The 21,880-nt window shown below is 66.6% G+C and carries 18 protein-coding genes and 1 riboswitch; of the genes, 8 read left to right on the top strand and 10 right to left on the bottom strand.

The window, feature by feature from the left end:
• The first annotated feature begins 63 nt into the window (after positions 1–63).
• A complete protein-coding gene (aspS, locus tag QUS11_04880; protein ID MDM7992627.1) occupies positions 64–1,404 on the top strand; it encodes an aspartate--tRNA(Asn) ligase in 1,341 nt (446 codons plus the stop codon).
• 77 nt (positions 1,405–1,481) lie between these two features.
• Positions 1,482–1,826, top strand: coding sequence for a YigZ family protein (locus QUS11_04885; GenBank protein ID MDM7992628.1), 345 nt, complete (start codon positions 1,482–1,484; stop codon positions 1,824–1,826).
• On the opposite strand, the gene QUS11_04890 is transcribed toward QUS11_04885, so the two are convergent.
• Positions 1,814–2,419 (bottom strand): hypothetical protein, encoded by a 606-nt coding sequence (locus tag QUS11_04890; protein MDM7992629.1) that lies wholly within the window; start codon positions 2,417–2,419, stop codon positions 1,814–1,816. The genes QUS11_04885 and QUS11_04890 overlap by 13 nt on opposite strands.
• 69 nt (positions 2,420–2,488) lie before the next feature.
• On the opposite strand from QUS11_04890, the gene buk reads away from it, so the two are divergent.
• The 6 genes from buk (at position 2,489) to QUS11_04920 (ending at position 11,310) form a co-directional block, all read left to right on the top strand.
• Positions 2,489–3,577, top strand: a complete 1,089-nt coding sequence (buk, locus tag QUS11_04895; GenBank protein ID MDM7992630.1) for a butyrate kinase — start codon at positions 2,489–2,491, stop codon at positions 3,575–3,577.
• An 18-nt stretch (positions 3,578–3,595) separates the two neighbouring features.
• Positions 3,596–5,257, top strand: coding sequence for a methylmalonyl-CoA mutase family protein (locus QUS11_04900; protein ID MDM7992631.1), 1,662 nt, complete (start codon positions 3,596–3,598; stop codon positions 5,255–5,257).
• Positions 5,258–5,259: 2 nt separating this feature from the next.
• Positions 5,260–6,834 carry a hypothetical protein gene (locus tag QUS11_04905; GenBank protein MDM7992632.1) on the top strand — a complete coding sequence of 525 codons (1,575 nt, stop codon included), beginning with the start codon at positions 5,260–5,262 and terminating at the stop codon, positions 6,832–6,834.
• Positions 6,835–6,878: 44 nt separating this feature from the next.
• On the top strand, positions 6,879–8,723 hold the full coding sequence (locus QUS11_04910; GenBank protein ID MDM7992633.1) for a hypothetical protein: 1,845 nt from the start codon (positions 6,879–6,881) through the stop codon (positions 8,721–8,723).
• Between the two features lie 70 nt (positions 8,724–8,793).
• Entirely contained in the window at positions 8,794–9,651 is an 858-nt protein-coding gene (locus QUS11_04915) for a hypothetical protein (GenBank protein MDM7992634.1), read from the top strand.
• Between the two features lie 78 nt (positions 9,652–9,729).
• Positions 9,730–11,310 (top strand): peptidylprolyl isomerase, encoded by a 1,581-nt coding sequence (locus QUS11_04920; protein MDM7992635.1) that lies wholly within the window; start codon positions 9,730–9,732, stop codon positions 11,308–11,310.
• Between the two features lie 60 nt (positions 11,311–11,370).
• Here the strand turns inward: QUS11_04920 and QUS11_04925 are convergent, their stop codons facing one another.
• The 9 genes from QUS11_04925 to metK all read right to left on the bottom strand — a co-directional run bounded on the left by QUS11_04925 (position 11,371) and on the right by metK (position 21,514).
• Positions 11,371–11,850 (bottom strand): hypothetical protein, encoded by a 480-nt coding sequence (locus QUS11_04925; protein MDM7992636.1) that lies wholly within the window; start codon positions 11,848–11,850, stop codon positions 11,371–11,373.
• Positions 11,851–12,208: 358 nt separating this feature from the next.
• Complete coding sequence (locus QUS11_04930) at positions 12,209–13,696, bottom strand: hypothetical protein (GenBank protein ID MDM7992637.1); 1,488 nt, start codon at positions 13,694–13,696, stop codon at positions 12,209–12,211.
• 22 nt (positions 13,697–13,718) lie between these two features.
• Positions 13,719–14,351, bottom strand: coding sequence for a site-2 protease family protein (locus QUS11_04935; GenBank protein MDM7992638.1), 633 nt, complete (start codon positions 14,349–14,351; stop codon positions 13,719–13,721).
• Positions 14,352–15,047: a zinc metallopeptidase gene (locus QUS11_04940; protein ID MDM7992639.1), complete on the bottom strand. Its 696-nt coding sequence runs from the start codon at positions 15,045–15,047 to the stop codon at positions 14,352–14,354.
• 19 nt (positions 15,048–15,066) lie between these two features.
• Entirely contained in the window at positions 15,067–17,121 is a 2,055-nt protein-coding gene (metG, locus tag QUS11_04945; protein ID MDM7992640.1) for a methionine--tRNA ligase, read from the bottom strand.
• Positions 17,121–18,086, bottom strand: coding sequence for a regulatory iron-sulfur-containing complex subunit RicT (gene ricT, locus QUS11_04950; GenBank protein MDM7992641.1), 966 nt, complete (start codon positions 18,084–18,086; stop codon positions 17,121–17,123). The genes metG and ricT overlap by 1 nt, the downstream gene beginning before the upstream one ends.
• A complete protein-coding gene (locus QUS11_04955; GenBank protein MDM7992642.1) occupies positions 18,083–19,189 on the bottom strand; it encodes a hypothetical protein in 1,107 nt (368 codons plus the stop codon). The genes ricT and QUS11_04955 overlap by 4 nt, the downstream gene beginning before the upstream one ends.
• A complete protein-coding gene (locus QUS11_04960) occupies positions 19,186–20,307 on the bottom strand; it encodes a peptidoglycan DD-metalloendopeptidase family protein (GenBank protein MDM7992643.1) in 1,122 nt (373 codons plus the stop codon). The genes QUS11_04955 and QUS11_04960 overlap by 4 nt, the downstream gene beginning before the upstream one ends.
• Positions 20,308–20,347: 40 nt before the next feature.
• Positions 20,348–21,514 carry a methionine adenosyltransferase gene (gene metK / locus QUS11_04965; GenBank protein MDM7992644.1) on the bottom strand — a complete coding sequence of 389 codons (1,167 nt, stop codon included), beginning with the start codon at positions 21,512–21,514 and terminating at the stop codon, positions 20,348–20,350.
• A 45-nt stretch (positions 21,515–21,559) separates the two neighbouring features.
• Positions 21,560–21,636: riboswitch (SAM riboswitch) on the bottom strand.
• Positions 21,637–21,880: the final 244 nt, after the last annotated feature.

The raw sequence follows: 21,880 nt of genomic DNA on the forward strand, positions 1-21,880 counted from the left end.
CCGGCACCCGGCCGCTCCGGGATACAACGGGCGGCTGGGCCGCCGGGAGACTGTCCAATGCGGATGATAGGATCGAAGGAATTCCCCGTGCCCCTCGGAGCTGCGGACCTCTCCGCGGCTCCCGAGGGGACGCCGGTGGTCGTGCACGGTGCCGTGATGAGGATCAGGAGGCTCTCCTGGGGCGCCTTCATCGTGCTCAGGCGGCACGACGGCCTGGTGCAGTGCGTGGTCGAATCGGGCGCCTGCGACGGCGAAGTCCAGCACCTCCAGGAGGAGAGCTGCGTCGAGATCGCCGGCACGGTGCGCCGGGCCTCGATGAAGGACCCTTCGATACGGCCCAGGGACACCGAGATCCACGTCGACTCCGTCAGGATCCTGTCGGAACCGGCGGCCCCGATCCCGGCCGACCTCACGAAGAAGGTCCTCGACCTCCACATCGACACCAACCTCGACCTGCGGCCAGTGAGCCTCCGTCATCCGGTCGAGCGCGCCAGGCTGCGCGTAGCTTCGGTTCTGGAGGCAGGCTTCCGCGAGCACCTCGCCTCGAGGGGCTTCACGTCGATAAGGTCGCCCAAGATCTGCTTCGCCGGGGCCGAGGGCGGGGCCAACATCTTCAAGGTCCAGTACTTCGACAGGACTGCGTTCCTGGCTCAATCGCCCCAGTTCTACAAGCAGATGGCCGTGGCCTTCTACGAGCGGGTGTACGAGACGGGGCCGGTCTTCAGGGCCGAACCGCACCAGACATCGCGGCATGTCAACGAGTACACTTCGCTGGACCTGGAGATGGGCTTCATCTCCGGGTTCGGCGACGTGATGTCCCTGGAGACCGAGCTGCTGGGCGGCATGATCGGCCGCGTCTCCTCGGAGTGCGGGTACGAGCTGGATCTCCTCGGCGCGAAGCTCCCCTCCGTTCCCGACGCCATACCCTGCATCACACTGGAGGAGGCCCACGCGATCGCCGGAGCGGCGGCCGGCAGGGACTTCTCGGGTGAACCGGACCTCGACCCGGAGGAGGAGCGGCTCGTCTGCGAGCACTCCGCCAGGGAGTGGGGCAGCGAGTTCGCCTTCGTGACCCACTACCCCACGTCGAAGCGGCCGTTCTACGCCATGGACGATCCGGACGCGCCCGGTCTGACCCTCAGCTTCGACCTGCTCTTCAGGGGCCTCGAGATCACGACGGGCGGCCAGAGGATCCACGACTACGCGATGCAGGTGGAGAAGATGCGCTCCTTCGGGCTCGATCCCGCCCAGTTCGAGAGCTACCTGTCCGCCCACAGGGCGGGCCTGCCTCCGCACGGCGGCCTGGCCATAGGCCTCGAGAGGCTGACAGCGAGGCTCCTGGACATCGACAACATCCGCCTGACCACGATGTTCCCCAGGGACGCGAAGCGGCTGGTCCCCTGACGGTCTCCGGAGCTTCGGGGCAGGATCGCGCAGGATCCTTCATCACCCTGGGCAGGGCGGCGGCCGGCGGGAGGGTCGTGGAGAACCGCAGCAGGTTCCGGGCCTGCGGCGGCCCCTGCCGTTCCCGCGACGAGGCCCTTGCGCTCGTGGCATCCCTCACGGGCGAGTTCAGGCTCGGCAAGGCCACGCAGCTCAGCTGGGCCGCCCGGATCGACGGGAGGCCCGTGACGGAGATCCGCGAGGACGGCGGCGAGACCGGGGCCTCCAGGTGCATCCTGGATGTGATGCGGGCTGCAGGCGCGCTGGACTGCCTGGTGCTGGTGGCGAGGTGGTACGGAGGGAGGCATCTCGGAGGCGCGAGGTTCAGGATGTATTCGGGCCTGACCGCGCAACTGCTCAGGGAGTCCGGTCAGATCCCCTGAAGCCGGTCCGGCCGTTCCGGCTCCGGAATCCCGCCGTCGGGCTCCCCGCCTGTCTCCGGAGCCAGCGACTCCCAGGCCCCGCACCCCGGACACCTGAGGAAGGTGAACTCCCTGTCGGTCATCAGGGTCGCGCCGCAGACCGGGCACGGCACGGGGGGGTCGGTCTCCAACAGGTCCTCGTCGGGATCGCCCGGCGCTCCCCCGTGTGTCCCCGCTGCCGCTCCCGGCCCCGTCCTGCCCGGGGCCAGCGCGGCAACGGTCTCGGCGTTTCGCAGGAACCTGCTTGGCGCACCTATGAACCTGGCGAGGATCTCCGTGATCCTCTTGCGGAGGGTGGCTGCGGCCTGGGCGGCCTCCTCGTACCACTCCTCCCCCTGGATGAGGTTCGTGGAGATCTTGTCGAGTTCGCCCCCGATCATCCTGATCTCGGGCTGGTAGCGGGTCCGGCTCCTCTCGCGGAGAGCCTCCAGGGCCTTCCGCGAGCCGTCCGCGAGGGCTTCGTCCTTCTCGATCCCGAAACCCTCCTCGAGACGGACGGTCCTCCTGCGCAACTGCTCTATCTCGGCCAGCATCGAGAGGTTGTTACGCTTCATGCCCCCCCGTTCTTGCCGTGGAACCGGCGTGAGCGTAGAATCCACAGGTTCTGTCCACAAGGGGGAAACATGAAGGATGCCTTCAGGATTCTCGCCATCAACCCGGGCTCCACGTCGACAAAGATATCCGTTTTCGAGGATGAGAGAGAGGTTTGCGCGGTCAAGCTCTCCCACTCCGTCGAGGATCTGGCGCCCTTCGACCGGATAGTGGACCAGTACGAGTTCCGCCGGGAAGTCATAGTGTCGGAGCTCGCGAAGGCAGGATTCCCGGTTTCCTCCTTCGACGCCGTGGTCGGGAGGGGAGGAGTCCTCTACCCTCTCGAAGGCGGCACCTACGCCATCAACGAGACGATGCTCGACCACGTCCGCAGGGGCGTGCAGGGCGAGCACCCGTCCAACCTGGGCGCGCTGATAGCCGACTCCTTCTCCCGTGAGGCGGACTGCCCGGCGTTCATCGTGGATCCGGTGGTGGTCGACGAGATGATGCCGCTCGCGAGGTACAGCGGCCTCCCCCAGCTCCCCAGGAGATCGATCCTGCATGCGCTCAACCAGAGGGCGGTCGCGAGGCAGGCATGCCTGGACGCAGGCATCGACTACGACAGGGCAAGGCTCATAGTGACGCATCTCGGCGGCGGGATCTCCGTCGGAGCCCACTGCGAAGGCAGGATCATCGACGTCAACAATGCGCTCAACGGCGACGGCCCCTTCTCTCCCGAGAGGTCGGGCGGGCTGCCGGTCGGCGACCTGATAGCGCTCTGCTTCAGCGGACGCTACACGCTTGATCAGCTCAAGAAGCTGAACAAGGGATCGGGCGGGCTCGTGGCCTACCTGGGCATCAACGACATGCGCGAAGCCAACCGGAGGGCTAAGGCGGGCGACGAGGAGGCGGGCAGGGTCTACCAGGCCATGGCCTACCAGGTCTCCAAGGAGATCGCGTCCCTTTCGGCCGTCCTGGAGGGCAGGATAGACATGATCATCCTCACCGGCGGCATCGCGTACGACGAGGATTTCACTTCACTCGTGAGGAACCGCGTCGGATTCCTCGCCCCCGTCAGGATCTACCCGGGCGAGATGGAGATGCAGGCCCTCGCCCTCGGAGGTCTGCGCGTCCTGCGCGGCCTCGAGCAACCAAGGTCGTACAGCCCCGCCGTGAGCTGACGCCAGGGAGGCCAGTCCATGCCAGGCCGTCTTGAGGAGCAGAAGAAGCGCTGGGAGGAGCAGACAGTCGCTCCCGTGACGAAGAAGTCGCCGGAGCAGAAGGCGGCGTTCGAGACAGGATCGGGCATCCCGGTCGAGCGGGTGTACATCCCCGGCGGAGAGAGCCCCGGCTACGAAGAGAAGCTGGGCTTCCCGGGCGAGTACCCGTTCACGCGGGGGGTGCAGCCCACGATGTACAGGGGCCGGTTCTGGACCATGAGGCAGTACGCCGGGTTCGGAACTGCCGAGGAATCGAACGGAAGGTACAGATATCTCCTCTCCCAGGGCCAGACCGGCCTGTCAGTGGCCTTCGACCTGCCCACGCAGATAGGGCTCGATTCCGACGACCCGCTGAGCGCCGGCGAAGTGGGCAAGGTAGGCGTGGCGATCGACAGCCTGGCCGACATGGAGATCCTCTTCGACGGGATCCCCCTCGACACGGTCTCCACGTCGATGACCATCAACGCACCGGCGGCGGTGCTCCTCGCCATGTACATCTGCGTGGGCGAGAAGCAGGGCGCCGGGGCCGGGAAGCTCCGGGGCACCATCCAGAACGACATACTCAAGGAGTACATGGCAAGGGGCACGTACATATTCCCGCCGGCCCAGTCCATGCGCCTCATCACCGACATCTTCGCGTACTGCGGCGACAAGGTGCCGAAGTGGAACACCATCAGCATCTCCGGCTACCACATACGGGAAGCCGGCAGCACCGCGCCCCAGGAGGTGGGGTTCACCCTCGCCGACGGGATCGCATACGTCGAGGCGGCCATCAGGGCCGGCCTGGACGTCGACGACTTCGCCCCCCGCCTGAGCTTCTTCTTCAACGCGCACAACGATCTCCTCGAGGAGGTCGCCAAGTTCAGGGCCGCGCGGAGGCTCTGGGCCCGGATAATGAAGGAGCGGTTCGGGGCGCGGAAGCCGGAGAGCATGATGCTGCGCTTCCACACCCAGACGGGGGGCTCGACCCTCACCGCCCAGCAGCCCGACAACAACATCATCAGGGTTACGATACAGACCCTGGCGGCGGTGCTCGGCGGCACGCAGAGCCTCCACACCAACAGCCGCGACGAGGCCCTCGCGCTGCCGTCCGAGAAGTCGGTGCGCATAGCCCTGCGGACCCAGCAGGTGGTCGCGTGCGAGAGCGGAGTGACGAACACGGTCGACCCGCTGGCCGGGAGCTGGTATGTCGAGAGCCTCACCGACGGCATCGAGAGCCAGGCGGCGGCGTACATCGAGAGGATCGACGCGCTCGGAGGCATGGTGGCCGCCATCGAGGAGGGCTTCCCCCAGAGGCAGATCCAGGACGCCGCATACGTCTGCCAGAGGCAGATCGAGTCCGGCGAACGCGTGGTGGTCGGTGTCAACAGCTTCAGGGTGGAGGAACCGCCCCCCTCGGGGCTGCTGAAGGTCGATCCGGCGCTCGAGACCTCCCAGAAGGCCAAGCTCGCGAAGATGAAGGCCGGCAGGGACAACCAGGCCGTCCCGGCCCGGCTCGCCGCCCTAGAGGCAGCGGCCTCCACCGATGCGAACCTCATGCCGGTGATAATAGACTGCGTCAGGGAGTACGCCACGCTCGGAGAGGTCTGCGGGGTCCTGAGGAAGGTCTTCGGAGAATACAGACCCTCCGTCATACTCTAGACATGGTCCGCGCCATCAGGATCGCCGCATGTGCAGCGCTCCCGGCAGCCGTTCTGGGCTGCGGCAGAGCCCGCCCCGGGGACGCCTGGCTCATCATCCTCGACGGCGACACCGTCACGGTGGCCGAGGCCGCGGCCCACTGGGATTCGCTCGACCAGGCCGACAGGGATGCGTTCTCAGAAAGCGCCGATCCCGGGCGCGACTATGTCGAGGCCTACTCGAGGATGCTGCTCGTGAGGCGCGAACTGCGTCTGCAGGGCTACGAGGACAGCGAGTCCTTCTCGATCCAGAGGGTTGCCGCCGCCAGGAACGCCATGGCCCGGGCACTCGGGGACTCCATGCTGGCAGGAGCCCTGGCGTCGGTCACCGACACGGACGTGGAAGCATTCCTGGAGGACTACGGCACCTCCGTGCTCATCACCATGTCGAACCGGCTGGATACCGTCACCACCGGACCTGTTCCGCTGCCGGAGCTCCCTCTCAGAGTCTCCGGAGCGATCAGGGACCTCGGGCAGGGCGAAACGGCCGGGCTCCCGGACGGTGTCACCGTCGTGCTCGATTCGGTGTTCCCGTCCGATCCCGGGATGCTGGCCGGGATGGCGGCGGATTCCGCCGGAGCGGCATCCTACGCCCGCGACAGGATAGGCAGACTCAGGGCCTCGGCCTCGATCGAGGATCTGCTCGCGGGCGGCGGGTCGGGAGGTTCCGGCGCGATCAGGCCGGATGCGGTGGCCGGGCTCGCCCGCTCCTTCGACGGCGGGCCGGAGCCTGCACCGGACGACACGGTCCTTGCCTGCCCCGCGGGTGTCTGGACCGCATCCCGGCTGGCCGGTGAGATCGAATATCATGGAACCTCGGAACCGATCCGGCCCTCCGACAGCTCCTGGGTGCATTCGTTCGCCCAGCTGGTCGCAAACCGGAGCTGCATGGCCAACGAGTTCCAGTCCCGGTATCCGGCGGCCGCCGGGGCGATCGCAGCGGAGGCGCACCGCACCGCCGTCTCGAACGCCGCCGAGAGCCTGTACCGCCGCAATGTGCTCGAAGGGATCGAGATCACCCCCGGAATGATCGACTCCGCCTATGCCGCCTCGCCTCCCGTCATCGACGAGAAGCGCGTGGTACAGGCCGTCTCCATTCCGCAGGAGAGGCTCGGGGAGTTCATGGAGTCGGTGGCGGCCGGCACCGCCCGGGAATACGCGGAAGGCCTCGAAGGCCTCTTCGTGGCCGGGCAGACCGCCATTCAGGAATCCCCTCCGCTGTCGAGGAACGAGTTCCCGTTCGGCCTCGGAGACAGCGTCTTCGCGCTCTCCGACACCCTGGCCTGGACCGCCCCGGTTCCTGCCGGGCCCGATTCGACCTCCCCGTACGCCTCGATGAGGCTGGTCGAGATCATCCCGGCGAGGACGGCCACGAGGGAGGAGGCTGAGCCCGGACTGAGCGCCTCCATCCGCTCGACCATGATCGAGAGCCGCATCCTGGCCTGGCTGGACGGGCTCTCCGAGGCGGCCGGCCTGGTGATCGACGAGGAGCTTCTCGAATCACTTCCCGCCGACCCCGGAGCCTGGAGAGACCTCTGAAGAGCCGGGCGGAGCCGGATTACCGCCAGGCTCCGCCCCGGGGCGTGAAGGACGTGCGGCCGGCCGTTTCCGCCGGGATGCTGGTCTCCGCTCTGCTGGCCGTCCTGTTCTTCATCCCCGGCATATTCGACCCCACCTACAACTCGAGGCTGGCTGCCTATCCCGCCGCAGGGGCTGTCATGCTGCTGGCGGGCGCAGGCGGGATCACGATCCGCTTCGCCCTCGCGAGCGCCATGCTCCCCGCCCTGCAGATCGCGGGCCTGCTCCCTGGCGGGGCCGTTCCGGGAGCCATACCCCAGATCGTAAGATGGCTCTCGTTCTGGATGATGCTGTGCGGCGCCTCCGGGATGCTCCGGACGCAGGGCCGGGGGAGGGTGTTCGGCGGCATCGCTCTCGCCGCCGCGCTGATCGCGGTTCTGTCGCTGATCCTGCCGGACGACCTGCCGTCGGGGAATCCCAACAGGCAGGGACCGCTCCTCGCGATCTCCCTGCTGGCCGTATCCACCGGCATGTACCGCCCCGGCAGGGCGGCGGGCGCGGCGCTCGTGCTCCTGATCGCCGCAGGCCTCTGGAGGAGCGGGTTCTACACAGCCATGGCCGCGGCGGTGTCCGCTCTGGCCTGGTTCCTGCTCCGGAGGCGCCGGAGGACGTCCCTCCAGGGGATCCCGATCGCCGGGATGATCCTGCTGCAGGCTTTCCTGCTGATCAGGCCGCAGGCGGCGGCGGCGATCCATCCGTCTCTCGAGCTGAGGACCCTGATCTGGAGATCGGGTTTCGCCCTGCTCGACGAAGCCGGCCCCGCGGGCACCGGGACCGCGGTCTCGAGGCTCGGCATCATGGCGGAGGGCACCGACCGGATGCAGGAGCTCGCAGGACCGGACAGCAGGGTGGACTTCCTCCACTCCGAGATACTCACCCTTCCGGTGGAGCAGGGAGTCGCAGGCATGGCTGCCGTCGCGCTGTCCGCTCTTCTGGCCGTCACCGGCAGGATGAGCCGCGCCAGGGGCTCCGCCCTCGTCTGCTGCTGGCCGTTCCTGGCGATCGACCTGCCTCTGGCGACCCCGCTGGGTGCGATCCCGATCGCGGCCGGCCTGGCCTGGGCGTCCGGGACCGGTGCAGGCCGCCTGATCGGTCGTGCGGCCGTCCGCACCGCAGCCCTGATCGCCCTGGTCCTCGCCGTGGCCTGGGCCTTCATAGTGATCGCCGGCAACCGGCTCCTGTCGGAGGGCATCAGAGCAGGAGCGACGGGCCGGAACGCACGATCCGCGGAGATGCTCGACAGGGCTTCGGCTCTGATCCCGTGGGAGGAGCGCACCCATTTCTACGGAGCGGTGGCGCTCGCGCGGGATTCGAAGCTCGAGGAGGCTGTCGGGGAGGCGCGGGAGTTCGTCCGCATGTATCCGTCCTACTGGAGGGGATGGGCTCTCGAAGGGGATCTCCTGGCGGCCACGGGGCGCCGCGGGGAGGCTGCCGGGGCCTATCTGCAGGCGATCCTGACCGCCCCCGCCGGTACCGACTCGCTCGAGCTCGTTGCATTCAACGCAGCCGCGGCTCCGCCTCCAGATACGGCGTCTGCGGAGATCCTCGCGATGAGGCTGATAGAAGCTGAATCCGCGCTGCCCGCCGGCGATCCGGCCATCCGCACCGAGTTCGCCAGGAGGGCTTCGGGCATCGCGGCGGCACTGCCGCCATCCAGGGCCGATCTCCACTCGATACTCGTCAGGATGGCGGTCACCAGGATACAGGGCGCATCCTCCCTGCCCGGATACGACCCCGCGGAGGCCAGGTCCGTCATGGTCGGACTGATCCCGCTCGTCTCCCGGCTCCCTCTCGAGGAGAGGCTCTCCCTTGAACCGATAGTCGAGTCCGTCACGCGCACGGGCCCATGACTTGACACGACCCGCCCGGCTGTCGTATTTGACAAAAAGGTTACGTTCCTTATCAGGAGGGGGAGAAGAGATGAAAGTGATCGCGGCTCTGATGATGCTTGCAGCGGTTTCGTTTGCGTCACAGCAGGATGCCTCCCCGTGGGCTTCCGGCATCGCACACGGCGGGTCGAGGGCCGAGCTGACGATCCTCGACAGCTTCGACATCGAGGGGCTCACCGGCGGCACCGTCTACAACGTCGGTCTCGGCTACGACGGCACTGCCAATCTCTGGGTGACGGAAGGCGCCAAGCAGGGCGGCGGACCCATGAACTACATCCAGGTCATCACCCTCGCCTCTCCGCACACGGTGGTCACCACCTACAACCAGAACGGGACCTCGGGCTGGGGTCTCCGCGACCTGTGCTTCAACGGCACCTACATCTTCGGCAGTGACGACACCGTGGTCGACTACTACGACCCGGCAACCGGGGTAAAGGTCGGTTCCTACAACTGCAGCGCCATCAACCCCAACCGCGCGCAGGCCTGGGACGGCACCTACTTCTACACCGGCAGTTTCACCACCGACGTCTACCAGGTCACCTGGGACGGCGTCTCCGGCAGCACTTCCACCTACTCCGTCTGGTCCTCCGCCATCGCCAACGGCGGCATCTACGGTGCCGCCTATGACGCCGACTGGCCCTGCATGTGGGTCTCCACCGCCAGCGCCGACGGCGTGCTCTATCAGCTCGACATGACCGGAGCCCTCATCACGCAGTACAACCTGCTCCCCGAAGTCGGCACCGCGGGCGGCTGCGAGATGGCTCCCTTCGACGGCGCAAGCCAGTTCTGGGTCCTCGCCCAGGCCGATCCCGACTATGTCTACTGCTTCGACGTCAGGTCGCTGTCCCTCACTCCCGAGACCTGGGGCTCGATCAAGACCCTGCTCTAGAACCGGTGTGATACGCACGGGAGGCGCCGTTCGCGGCGCCTCCCTTTCGCTTCCCGGGGCGCCCGGGTGGAGTTGAGTATGAGAAGGCTGCTGTATCCCGTCCTGGCTCTGACAGTTCTGTTCCCTTGCGGCTGCGGGGGATCCGTCTCGGGAGAGGACTGGCTCTTCCGCCTCGACGGGGAGACCGTCACGGTGGCCGAGGCGGGGGCCTATTGGGACAGCCTACCGCCCGAAGTCCGGCAGGGGTTCGCCTCGGGCGGGAATCCACTCGGCGACTTCATCCTGGCCTACTCCCGAAAGGCGCTCGTGGAGCGCGAGGTGGAGAGGCTGGGTCTCGGGTCCGATCCGCGCATCGCATTCAGGGTCGAGGCCTGGAACAGGCTCCGCTCCTTCCGCGCCGCCGAGGACGGGCTGAGGCTGCAGGCCGAAACTGCACTCACCCCGGCCGACGATGCCTACTATCTCGATCATCTCGGGATCACGGTCTGGTACGGCATTTCCCGGGCTGACGGACTGGAGCCGGTCGGGCACGGCCCCTCCGTCCTCTCCGAGATGGATCCGACCATCGGACTGGTTCTGGCCGGCCTTTCGGAGGGAGAATCGGCCGGGCTGGCCGACGGCTCCACGGTGACTCTGGATTCCGTGTCCGGAACCGACCCCGGTCTGGTTGCCGCGATGAGGGCCGACAGCGCGAACACGCTCGCTTTCGGCCGTGACAGGATGGCCTCGCAGCGTGCCCTGGAGATGGCCGCCGGGATACGGGCCGGGTTCATGTCGGAAGCTTCAGTGGAGTACCGGCCGGAGGCTTTCGCCGAGTTCGCCGGGCTGGTTGCCGGCGGAGTAGATCCCGCTTCGGGCGATACTCTCATATCGACCGTTTCCGAGGTCTGGACAGCCGAACGGATGGTCGAGGAGATCCGACTGGAGGCCGAGACCAGGCTGGTCCAGCCGTCCGACACGGCCTGGCTCTCGGCGTTCGCCGACGTGATCCTCTACAGGGAGGCCCTCGCCTGCAGGCTGGGGGAGATCGATCCGGCCGCGGCGGACTCGCTGGCCCTGGAGGCAGCGGGCTATGGCATGAGGCTCGCAGCGGACACCCTCTACGCGATGTTCGTCATCGACAGCATCGGGATCACATCCGGTATGCTCGATTCGGCGTATGCCGCAGCCCCGCCCGGGGTGCCCGAGATGAGATCGTTCGTCTGTCTCTCGTTCAGGGACACGGTCGAGGTGGACGCCTTCAGGGACGCCCTCGCCTCGGGCGGCACAGATGGGGTGGAGGATCGGTTCGGAGGTCTGCCCGGGCTTTCGGGTCCTGACGGAGACGAGCACCTCACCAGACCCCTGTCGGCAGGGGAGGTGCCTGCGGGCCTTGGGTCCTCGCTCTTCGCCGCGACGGACACCACGACATGGTTCGGGCCGGCGCCCTATTCCGAGCAGGAGATCTGGGTGGCGTTCAGGCTCCACTCCGTTCTGCCCGCGAGGCAGGCCACGCTGGAAGAAGCCCTGCCCGAGCTGGAATCGCGCATCAGGGCCGCCCGGGAGCAGGCGCGCTTCGATGAGTGGATGCGCAGCCTCGAGCAGGCCTACGGCCTCGAAATGAACGAGGGCGTGGTCAACAGGCTGCCGCCCGACCCGTCTCTGTGGTCGGAGCTCTAGTCATCTGCATAGGAACGGGGGGCAAGAAGCCCCCCGGCCTGCTCATGAGTCTGGTTCAGGCTAGAACTGGGTCTTGATCCCGGCCCAGGTCTCCGACTGTCCGAACGAGAAGCATCCCTGGTCGACAGGAGCGCTCTCGGTCGACGATTCCATCCCGTCCAAGGCCCGGAATCCGAAGTCGACATGCGCTCCGATGTAATAGTGTACCGATTCTACATCCTCGACAACACGCTGGAATATGATCTGCTCCTGAGAGTTCCTTACTATACATTCTACGTCGACGTAAGGTGCTGCCGTATGCTGGTATGCTGATGTCTCGTATTGCGAGATGATGTCCCCGACCATGCTGCCGCTGGCCCATGCTATCGCTGTTCCCCCTCCAGCGGGGTAGACATTTATCTCGAACGACCCGGCGAGGCCTGGAGAGTCCTTCACGACCACAGAGCCATACACATCACACCAAATGTCATTGGAGTTATCAGCGAAAGATACGCCGGATACGAGTACGATCGCACTGATGATGTGCAGCAGGCTCTTCATGCTTCCTCCATTTCCGTGTTCCGAGCAGGCATTGCTTCAATAGCGTGCAATATGTATCACGTCAAGCTCGCGGATGACAGAACGCCAACGACAGCTAGTTGCCCTTGTTTGCATGCTTGCTGAGAGGTTTCCCAGGAATTGAGATCACGATACTGCTGTACTCCCATGCGTTACCGTGACATACGATAATTGCAGAAATTGCAGCCGGATTGCCCGGTCCGAACGGAACATTCGATTGCACAGGTGCATGATGTGGCAGTATCGATGCTTGATGTGCCAAACATATGGCGTAAATTGAGGGCGGAACAGCACTTCCAGGTGCTGTTCCGCCGCTGAGACTGCTTCGGTGGTCGGAGCTCTAGAGCAGGGCGAACCTGCCGGACACCGAACCGCCTTCCGAGGACGACACCGCGGTGTAGACGCCCCTGGGCATCCCCGGCATGTCGATCTCGACAGGACCGCCGCCGCGCGTGACCGTGCGCGATGCGACCAGCCTGCCGGACGGATCGAAGACCCTCACCAGGGCTTCGCCCGAACCCGGCAGCAGGATCGCGACGCTCCCCCGGCAGGGATTCTCGACGAAGGACATAGACGGAACGGCGTATCCAGGATCTCCTCCGGGGACCCCGAGCATCGGGGAGGCCGGTACGAGCGTGGGATCGCCGATCAGGACCATGCCGAGGTGCCATGACATCTCGTAGGGCGTGAAGCCGCCGGAGTTGATGAAGGTCCACCAGTCGCGGAACGCCTGGCCGAGGTTCCCGCCGGCACCCAGCGTCGCGTAGAAGGGTTCGAAGGAGAGCATCGAACCGGTCTTGGTGCTGCCCACGGATGCCAGCCCGTGCGTCGTCCCGAAAACGTAGATCGATCCCATGTTCCTGGGGGTGGTGAACCTGCTGTTGGAGCAGGCGAACAGGTTGTAGAACCTCGCCGGCGGATCGATGGCGGTGACCTCGTTCCAGTACGTCTCGGGGCCCGGGTTCCACTGGTGGAAAGTCGGCCCCGAGTGGACGAACGGGCTGATCCACTCGTACACGACAGGGAGCCTGTTCTCCTCGTAGTCCGTACCGCAGGTCTGCTCCTCGTCGTTGATCAGCTCCACCACCGGGTAGAGCTGCATCATCGCGTCGCGGAACTCGCCGCCCCACACCGCCCAGTCGTTGTCGACGTAGCAGAGCGCCTGGAACGGCAGGGGGTCGCCGGCCGTCCGCCACTCGTGGTTGCGGTCGAGATAGGCCTGCAGGAGCGAGTCCTCGGCTCCGATCGTGGTCTTGGAGGTGATGATCCTGGCGCAGTAGATCTCGGGTGCCATGCCGGACGTGTCCCATGTGTCGTACTTGCCGTCCGACCCGGGGATCCCCGCGGAGGGATACCCGATCCAGAGGTCCTCCCAGAGCCCGTCGAGGTCCATGTAGAAGTAGTCGCAGGGGAAGGTCTCGCTGTCGCGGGCGAAGGCGTTGTCCAGCATCACCCAGGCGACAGGCAGATCGCCCACGAGCACGACACCTTCGAGCCCCTCCGCATGCATTTCGAGCAGCCAGGCCCTCAGTTCCTCGGGTGTCGAGTAGGAGGCCTCGGCAACGAGGACCCCGCCCACCCAGGGCTCCATGTCGGCGACCCACCGCTCGATGGTGCCGGGCACCAGGCTGTCGGCCAGGCCCTCCTCGATCAGCACCGCGAAGTCGGTAGCTGCGCCGGCGGGCGGACCGATGATGGTCTCGAGCGAGAAGGGGACGGTGGAGGGCTCCCCGGCGGCCCACTCCTCCCAGGTCCCGGGGTCGGCCCCCGTCAGGTCCACTGTCATGGGCGGGAATGACGCGAGCGCTGCGAAAGCGAGCAGAAGCATGCTCCCGGAACCTCCTGATCCCCTATACGGCGAAGAGGAACCTGCCCAGATCCAGCAGCCTCACGGCGAGATCGAGGGCCGGATAGGCCACCCTGGAGAAGACGCCCAGGTAGAGCAGCCCGAAGACTATGAACATCCCGTAGGGCTCGATGCTCAGATACCTGAGCAGGGCCCTCCCCCTCAGGAATTTCGCCACTATCCGGCTGCCGTCGAGGGGCGGCACCGGGAAGAGGTTGAACACCGTGAGTATGACGTTGACGAGGGCGGTCGAAGCCAGGGCCTTGGTGACGAAGCCCGGCACGACGGTGGAAACCAGGTGCGCCGCACCGGCGAAGACTGCGGCGAGCACGAGGTTCGTGCCCGGACCGGCTATCGAGACCCACATCATCCCCGTCCTGGGCCGTCTGAAGTACCTGGGGTCGACCGGAACCGGCTTGGCCCAGGCCAGCAGCACCGAGCTGCCTATCACGGTCAGCAGGATCGGGAGGATGATCGTGCCGAAGATGTCTATGTGCGGCAGCGGATTGAAGGTGAGCCTCCCCATCCGGTATGCGGTGGGGTCGCCCAGCCTGTAGGCCGTGTAGCCGTGGGCGATCTCGTGACAGATCACGCTGAAGAAGACCAGGACTATGACGAGCGGCGCCGATCCGTCCATCTACCGCCTTCTCCCGAGGAGGAGCAGCCTTATGAGGTTCGCCACGGAGGCGAGGGCGGCGGCGACATAGGTCATGCCGGCGGCCCTCAGCACCTTCTTCACCCCGCCGAGTTCCTCGCTGTTCAGGCTCCCGGTGGCCTCCAGGTACGATACCGCCCTCGAGCTGGCGTTGAACTCCACGGGGAGCGTGACGATGTGGAAAAGCACGGCGCCGCCGTACAGGATGGCGCCGATGGTTATGACCAGGCTGCCGAGCTCGCCCATGACCACGCCCGCGAACATCAGGGGGACGAGGAGCTGCGAACCGAGGTTCGCAACGGGCACAAGGGCGTTGCGCATGGTGATGGGCCTGTACTTGAAGGCATGCTGCACGGCGTGCCCGGCCTCGTGCGCTGCCACTCCGAGGGCGGCGACGGAGGCGCTGCCGTAGACGGGGTCGGACAGCCTCAGGACGTTGCTCCTGGGGTCGAAGTGGTCCGTGAGGTTGCCTGCCACCCGCTCGACGGCCACGTTCGTGAGGCCATAGTTGTCGAGGATCCTGCGGGCCATCTGCTCGCCGGTCATGCCGAGCCTCGTGCCCACCTTGCTGTAGCGCGAAAAGGTTCTCTGGACCGCTCCACCCGCGATGAGCCCGAGGATCATCGCCCCGATGACGAGCAGGAATCCCGGGTCTATCTGGCCAAAGCTCAACGGCATGACTGTCTCCCTTCGCTTCCTATCGAACCTTGTCGCCGGGACGGGCCGAAGGGTCGGGGCCCAGGACGAACACCCCCGACCCGCCGTCCGATGCGAGTATCATCCCGTCGCTCTGAACCCCCCTGATCCGGGCCGGTTCCAGGTTCGACACGACCACGACCAGCCTTCCCGCAAGGGCGTCCGGCTCGTACCACTGCCTGAGCCCGGCCACGATGGACCTGGGTTCCGGCTCACCGAGGTCGACCTTCATCGCCAGCAGCTTGTCGGCCTTCGGCACGGGCTCGGCGGAGATGATCCTCCCGACGCGCAGGTCGAGCTTCCTGAACTCGTCGAAGGATATCCTCGCCGGAGCCTCCGGTTCCACGGCGGGAGCCTTCGCATCATCCTCCCCCTTCACCCCCGGCGGGACGGAAGCGGCGGGCTTCCCGGGCGCGGCGGAGCCGTCGAATCCCTCTTCCAGCTTCTCGAAGAGGATCACGGGCTGCCCCAGCCTGGTTCCTTCGACGAGGGACGGCCTGCCGATGGCGTCCCAGCGGTTCTCCCTGCCGCCTCCCAGCATCCCGGCGATCCTCTCGCAGGAGAACGGCAGGAACGGGGAGAAGACGAGCCTGAGCCAGTCGATGAATTCCAGCGAATGGCGGATCGTCCGGGCGCATTCCTCGCGCGAGGTGCGGGCGGTCCTCCAGGGCTCAGAGGAGTCGAAGTACCTGTTCCCCTCGCGGGCCAGGGCCATCGCCTCGGCGCAGGCCGCCTTGAACCTGAAGGTGGAGAGGAGGCCGCGGATGGAGGCACCGGCCTGCAGGGCCATGTCGGCGAGCGCCTTCTCCCTCTCTCCGGGTTCGCCGCAGGCGGGCACGAGCCCGCCGAACTCGCGGAACGCGAAGCTCACGGTGCGGTTGACGAAGTTGCCCAGCACGTCGGCCAGCTCGTTGTTCCTCACCCTGAACTCGGCCCAGGTGAAGTCGGCGTCCCTGCCCTCGGGGGCGTTGATCGAGAGCGTGTATCTCATGGGATCGGGCTGGAACCTCTCGAGATACTCGCCCATCCACACGGCGGTGCCGCGGCTCGTGGACTGCTTCTGGCCCGAGATGTTCAGGAACTCGTTCGCCGGGATGTTCCAGGGCAGGACGAAGCCGCCCAGGCCGCGGAGGATCGCCGGCTCTATGATGGCATGGAAGACGATGTTGTCCTTGCCGATGAAGTGCACGAGCCTGGTGCCGGGATCCTTCCACCACTTCTCCCAGGCGCCGGGATCGCCCCGCTTCTCGAAGAGCTCGCGCGTGCTGCTGACATAGCCCAGCAGGGCCTCGAACCAGACGTAGAGCACCTTGCCCGACGCGGCGTCCAGCGGCACGGGGACCCCCCAGTCGATGTCCCTGGTGATGGCGCGCTCCTGGAGCCCCTCGTCCAGCCAGCCCCTGCAGTAGTTGAGCACGTTGTCCCGCCAGCCCTCGCGGGAGGGGAGCCATTCCCGGAGCCAGTCCTGGAAGGCGTCCAGCCGCAGGAACCAGTGCGTCGTGTCGCGCGGGGAGGGTTCCGAACCGCAGATGCTGCACGATGGAGCCTTCAGCTCCAGCGCCTCGAGCCAGCTCCCGCAGGATTCGCACAGGTCTCCCCTGGCCCCGGGAGCTCCGCACTTCGGACAGGTGCCGTTCACGTAGCGGTCCGGCAGGAACCTGGAGCATCGCGGGCAGTGGAGCTGCTTCATCGTCCTCTCGGCTATGAGGCCCTTTCCGAGCAGATCGAGGAAGACTCCCCTGGCGAATTCGGCGTGGGACGGCAGGGACGTGCGCGAGAAGTTGTCGAAGGAGATCCCGAAGGCCTCGAACTCCCTGCGTATGGTCGCGTGGTACTCGTCCACCACCTCGCGGGGCGTCCTGCCCTGCTTCTCGGCGGTGATCGTGATGGGCACGCCGTGCTCGTCGGTGCCGCAAACATAGATGACGTCCTCGCCGCACATCCGGAGGAACCGCACATAGATGTCGGCAGGGAGGTAGGCTCCCGCCAGGTGGCCGAGGTGAAGCGGTCCGTTCGCATAGGGCAGCGCGCTGGTGACGAGATATCTGGTGTCCATCAGGTTCTCCCGCGGGGTTCCTTGTTTTCGTCATCCCGCGCAGGCTGGTCCGGGGAGTCGTCCCCCGCCTCCCCCGGCCTGCGGGGTCTTCCCTTGCTCCTCCTGCGGTGGAACTCCGCTATGTCGAGGGTCTCCGACCCCCCCTCCTCCCAGGCGAGCACTATCCTGTCGTGGAATATGTCACAGGCCTGGACCGCCGCGTTCCTCCCGTCGAGCACGTGCCTCGATCCGATCTCCGGGAAGAGCCGGCCGGCCTTGCGATAGAAGTCGGTCTCGTACGCCAGGCAGCACATCAGCCTGCTGCACGACCCGGACACCTTGCTGGGATTGGGAGCCAGGTTCTGCTCCCTCACCGACTTGAGGGTGACGGAGGTGAACTCCCTGAGGAATGATGCGCAGCACAGCCTGAGGCCGCATATCCCCACCCCGTCGCGGTGCCGGGCCTCGTCGCGCACACCGATCTGCCTCATCTCGATCCTGGCCCTGAACTCGGCGGCCAGATCCCTGACCAGCGCCCGGAAGTCGGTGCGCTGCTCCGCAGTGAAGTAGACCCTGATCTTCCTCCGGTCGAGCTGGGACTCGCATCCCGTGAGCTTCATGTCCAGCCTGCGGTTCTTCACCCTCTCGCGGCAGAACGCCATCACCCTGGCCTCGAACTCCGTGTTCGCCGCGGCCCTCTCCAGATCGGATGCGTCGGCCACGCGAATGAAGGATCCCATCGGTTCGCCGGGGGACGGCTCCCCGGTGCGGTACTTGGCAACCACCCGCCCGAGGTCCTCGCCCCTCTCGAGCGAGACCACGACCAGCGAACCCGCGTCGACCGGGAGCCCGGGATTCGAGAACAGCCCCAGCCTCCTGGCACGGAATGCAACCTCCAGGAGCTCTCCCTGGGCGACGGCGCCCGCGGGACATGCCTCCGTATCCCTCCCGGGTTCGCGGGCCCCCTCGAAGGCCTCTGTGATCAATGCACCTCACCTCGCTTCGCATCGCTCGAGCTCAGCACGTGCCAGGCTCCCGTGAAGGCCGCGATGAGCGCCGCGGCCGGATTGACGTTGGCCCTGATCCGGGCCTCGCACACCTGGAATGCTTCGACCGCCTTCCCGAGGGAGTCGGCCGGCCAGCCGCACCCCCGGGGCAGGTCGTCCGGGGTCGAGAAGACTGCAGGGCTGCCCACGGCGAGCCTCCGCAGGTCGTGGAGGATGGCGGACATCCCGGCGCACAGGCTCGTGCTCCCGGGGACGCCCAGCGCCTTGGCCATCACCCGGACGGCCGGGATGATGCCCGACGGCTCCGCGAGGGAGAGCAGCTCGAGCCCCCGCTCGACCACGGAAGGCAGCACCGGGCCCTCCTTCGCCAGAGAGAGCGCATCGCCCACGCTGCCGTCGGCCATGGCGGCCGCGCGGGAGGCTTCGGCAGGGGTTGTCCCGGCGCGCTCCACGAGGATGCGGGCCACCGTCTCCGCGGGGACGCGGCCGAATCTCACGAGATGGGCACGCGAACGGACGGTGGGGATCACCCCTGAAACCCTCTCCGCGGTCAGGATCAGGAGGGTTTCGGGTGGCGGCTCCTCGAGGGACTTGAGCAGGGCGTTGGAGGCTTCCTGCCTCATCCTGTCGACGTCGAGCAGGATCTCGACGCGCCCCTTGCCTTCGTAGGGCTTCAGTGCCATGCGGGCCTGTATCTCCCTGACGGCGTCTATCACGATCGCGGAGTTGCCCGGCACTGCAAGCCGTGTCGTGCCGTCGCCCGACCTCTTCGAGATGAGGTCGGCGATCTCCTCCGGCTTCGTGGCCCCCAGCACCGGGAACGTGATCCTCACATCCGGGTGCTGGAGCTTCATGATCCTCCGGCAGTCGCCGCACCCGCCGCACCAGCCCGTCCGGGAATTCCTGCACATGAACGACGCGGCCAGGACCAGCGCGGTGGAGAACCTGCCGGTGCCCCTGGGTCCGGCGAAGAGATATGCATGAGCCAGCCTGCCGGAGGACAGGGCCGCCTGGAGGACCTCCTCGACGTCGTCGTGCCCCAGGATGGGGTCGGGGCTCCTCCGGCCCAGTATCCCCGTCACTGGAGGTATCCTTCGGGGTCGACGGGCTGGCCGCCGGCCCTGATCTCGAAGTAGTAGCCGGCCCTCCCGTCGGAAAGGGAGCCTGCCCGGCCGAGGCGCTGCCCTCCGTCCACGTTGTCGCCGCATTCCACGTCCAGGTCTCCCAGATCGGCATAGATGGTGTAGTAGCCGTCGAGATGGTCGACGATCACCATCCGGCCCAGGCTGGGGAACTCGCGGGCGTACAGCACCATCCCGCCGGATACGGCGTTCACGTCGCATGCCGGCGGGGTCGCCACGCTTATGCCGTTGCTCGTGGTCTCCGTGCCGTAGACGGGGTGGACCTCGAGGCCGAAGCGGCGGACCACCTCGCCGTCGGCGGGCCACGGGAGGGAGCCGGCCGAGTTCCCTATCACGCTCTCGGCGGATGGCTGGACGAGGCCCAGTGTCGCCGACACCGTGGAGCTCGCGGCCCTGAGGTCGCTCACGAGGGACGAGACCCTCTCCCTCTCGAGTTCGAGCGCCGCCGAGGAGTCCCTGGCGCGGGCCAGCTCGCTGCCGAGCTGGAGCCTGAGCATGGCCTGCCTGCCCTCTTCGGACACGATCCTCTCCTGGATCTCGTCCATCTGCCTCCTGAGCGATGCGATCTCGGTCTGGGCGAGACGGAGAGAGTCCCTGTACCTCGAAAGGGAATCCGTCTCCATGCCGATCAGGATCTGCTCCTCGGCCGCCCTGCGGGCCAGGAACTCGAGGTAGGCCTCGCGCCTGAGCACCCGGGAGAGCCCCCCGCGACAGAAGAGGGCCTCGGAGCCTAGCAGGCTCCTGTGCGAGTAGACATAGACAAGGTACTCGGAGAGGCTGCCCGAGAGAGCGGCCTGGAGCGACTCCCCCGCGGCGCATCGGGAGTCGATCACCTCGAGGTCGCCCAGCAGCAGGGCCTCCTGCTGTTCCAGCCCCGCATAGAATGCCCTGGCGGCCAGGAGGTTCTCGTGGATGGCCACGAGGATGTCGGAGACGGCGGCATGCTGGGCTTCCAGGTCCGCCGCGCGTATCCTGGTCTCTTCGAGCCGGGCGCCCAGGCTGTCCAGCCCGGGGTTGCCCGATGCCAGCAGCATGGCCGTCAGAATCGCGTGGGGCACCGCTCCCCCCATCCCCGGGCGAGGCAGTCCTCCGCCGGGTCTACAGCTTCAGCTCCCTGCGTATCTCGTCGGCCTTGTCGGTCCTCTCCCAGGAGAAGGATCCGTCATCTCCGGGAATCCTGCCGAAGTGCCCGTAGGAGGCAGTCTTCCTGAAGATGGGCCGCCTGAGCCCGAGATGGTCGATGATGTCATAGGGCTCCAGGGGGAATATACCCCTGACGAGTTCCACGACCTTCGCCTGGTCGCAGAACTTCTCGGTGCCGAAGGTGTCGAGGCGGACGGACACGGGCTCCGGCTTGCCGATGGCGTAGGCGAGCTGGATCTCGCAGCGGTCGGCCACGCCGGCCGCCACCAGGTTCTTGGCGATGTACCTGGCCATGTAGGCGGCGGACCTGTCGACCTTGGTCGAGTCCTTGCCCGAGAAGCAGCCGCCGCCATGCCTGCCGGCACCGCCGTAGGAGTCGACGATGATCTTGCGCCCGGTCAGCCCGGTGTCGCCGTTGGGGCCCCCTATGGCGAAGCGGCCCGAAGGATTGTAGAGGAAGTTCGAGCTGTTCCAGGGCACCGAGGGCTTCATGCAGTCGAGGACGGGCTTCACCACGCGGGCGAGCACGTCGCTCTTCATCGAGGCGTTGTCCGCCTCGGGGGCATGGTGCACCGACATCAGTATCTCGGCTATCTCCACGGGACGGTTCTCGTCGTAGAGCACCGTTATCTGGCTCTTGGCGTCGGGGCGGGCCCACGGGAGCGTGCCGTCCCTCCTGACGACCGAGAGCCGCTCGAGCAGGCGGTGCGCGAGCTGGAGCGGGAACGGCATCAGGGCTTCGGTCTCGTCGCACGCGAAGCCGAACATCAGGCCCTGGTCGCCGGCCCCGCGGTTCGAGACGACTCCGTGGTCGATGTCGGGAGACTGGGAGTGGATGTGGATCTCGTAGGTGTTCCTGTCGTACTTGAACCCTATGTCTGGGATGCAGTAGCCTATGTCCCTGATGACTCCCTGGGCGACGGCCTCGTAGTCGACCTCGACGGTGCTCTTGACCTCCCCGGCCAGCAGGCAGAAGTCGGTGGTGACCAGGGTCTCGCAGGCGACGTGGGCGTTGGGGTCCTCGGCGAGATGAGCATCCAGAACCGCATCGGAGATCTGGTCGCAGATCTTGTCGGGATGACCGTCGGCCACGGATTCGCTGGTGAACAGCTTTCGCATCATGCACCTCTCCGTCGGAAAACAAAAACCGCCCGTGAGGGGCGGTCACAGGCTGGATCTACGGCCTTTTAGCACTTTTTTTAACGTGGTTGCAATACGCCCCAAATCATTCCACGATGTGACTGGACAATTATAGCAACGCCTCGCGGCAGGGACCAGTTCCCTCCCGCTTGTTCCTGCGTCCGCAGGAACAAGCTGGTCCGGCAGTGGCTTGCCCAGATCCGATCGACCGGATCGGCAAGCCGCGAGAGGACCTTGGCGTACTTCCTCAGACGGGAGCCATGCGGATTGCGAGAGGGCCCGGAGCGTACTGCCGGCTCCCCCGGGGCTGTCTCTTATACACATCTGACGCTGCCGACGAGTTCCGAA

The organism is Candidatus Fermentibacter sp. (assembly GCA_030373045.1).
Classification (GTDB): Bacteria; Fermentibacterota; Fermentibacteria; order Fermentibacterales; family Fermentibacteraceae; genus Fermentibacter.

What these genes read in the sequence shown, in the direction of transcription:
- QUS11_04905 (MDM7992632.1), top strand. Translation starts at nt 5,260, where the DNA reads ATGGTCCGCGCCATCAGGATCGCCGCATGTGCAGCGCTCCCGGCAGCC.
- QUS11_04920 (MDM7992635.1), top strand. Translation starts at nt 9,730, where the DNA reads ATGAGAAGGCTGCTGTATCCCGTCCTGGCTCTGACAGTTCTGTTCCCT.
- aspS (MDM7992627.1), top strand. Translation starts at nt 64, where the DNA reads ATGATAGGATCGAAGGAATTCCCCGTGCCCCTCGGAGCTGCGGACCTC.
- QUS11_04915 (MDM7992634.1), top strand. Translation starts at nt 8,794, where the DNA reads ATGAAAGTGATCGCGGCTCTGATGATGCTTGCAGCGGTTTCGTTTGCG.
- metG (MDM7992640.1), bottom strand. Translation starts at nt 17,121, where the DNA reads ATGGACACCAGATATCTCGTCACCAGCGCGCTGCCCTATGCGAACGGA.
- QUS11_04890 (MDM7992629.1), bottom strand. Translation starts at nt 2,419, where the DNA reads ATGAAGCGTAACAACCTCTCGATGCTGGCCGAGATAGAGCAGTTGCGC.
- QUS11_04935 (MDM7992638.1), bottom strand. Translation starts at nt 14,351, where the DNA reads ATGGACGGATCGGCGCCGCTCGTCATAGTCCTGGTCTTCTTCAGCGTG.
- buk (MDM7992630.1), top strand. Translation starts at nt 2,489, where the DNA reads ATGAAGGATGCCTTCAGGATTCTCGCCATCAACCCGGGCTCCACGTCG.
- QUS11_04940 (MDM7992639.1), bottom strand. Translation starts at nt 15,047, where the DNA reads ATGCCGTTGAGCTTTGGCCAGATAGACCCGGGATTCCTGCTCGTCATC.
- QUS11_04930 (MDM7992637.1), bottom strand. Translation starts at nt 13,696, where the DNA reads ATGCTTCTGCTCGCTTTCGCAGCGCTCGCGTCATTCCCGCCCATGACA.
- QUS11_04900 (MDM7992631.1), top strand. Translation starts at nt 3,596, where the DNA reads ATGCCAGGCCGTCTTGAGGAGCAGAAGAAGCGCTGGGAGGAGCAGACA.
- QUS11_04925 (MDM7992636.1), bottom strand. Translation starts at nt 11,850, where the DNA reads ATGAAGAGCCTGCTGCACATCATCAGTGCGATCGTACTCGTATCCGGC.
- metK (MDM7992644.1), bottom strand. Translation starts at nt 21,514, where the DNA reads ATGATGCGAAAGCTGTTCACCAGCGAATCCGTGGCCGACGGTCATCCC.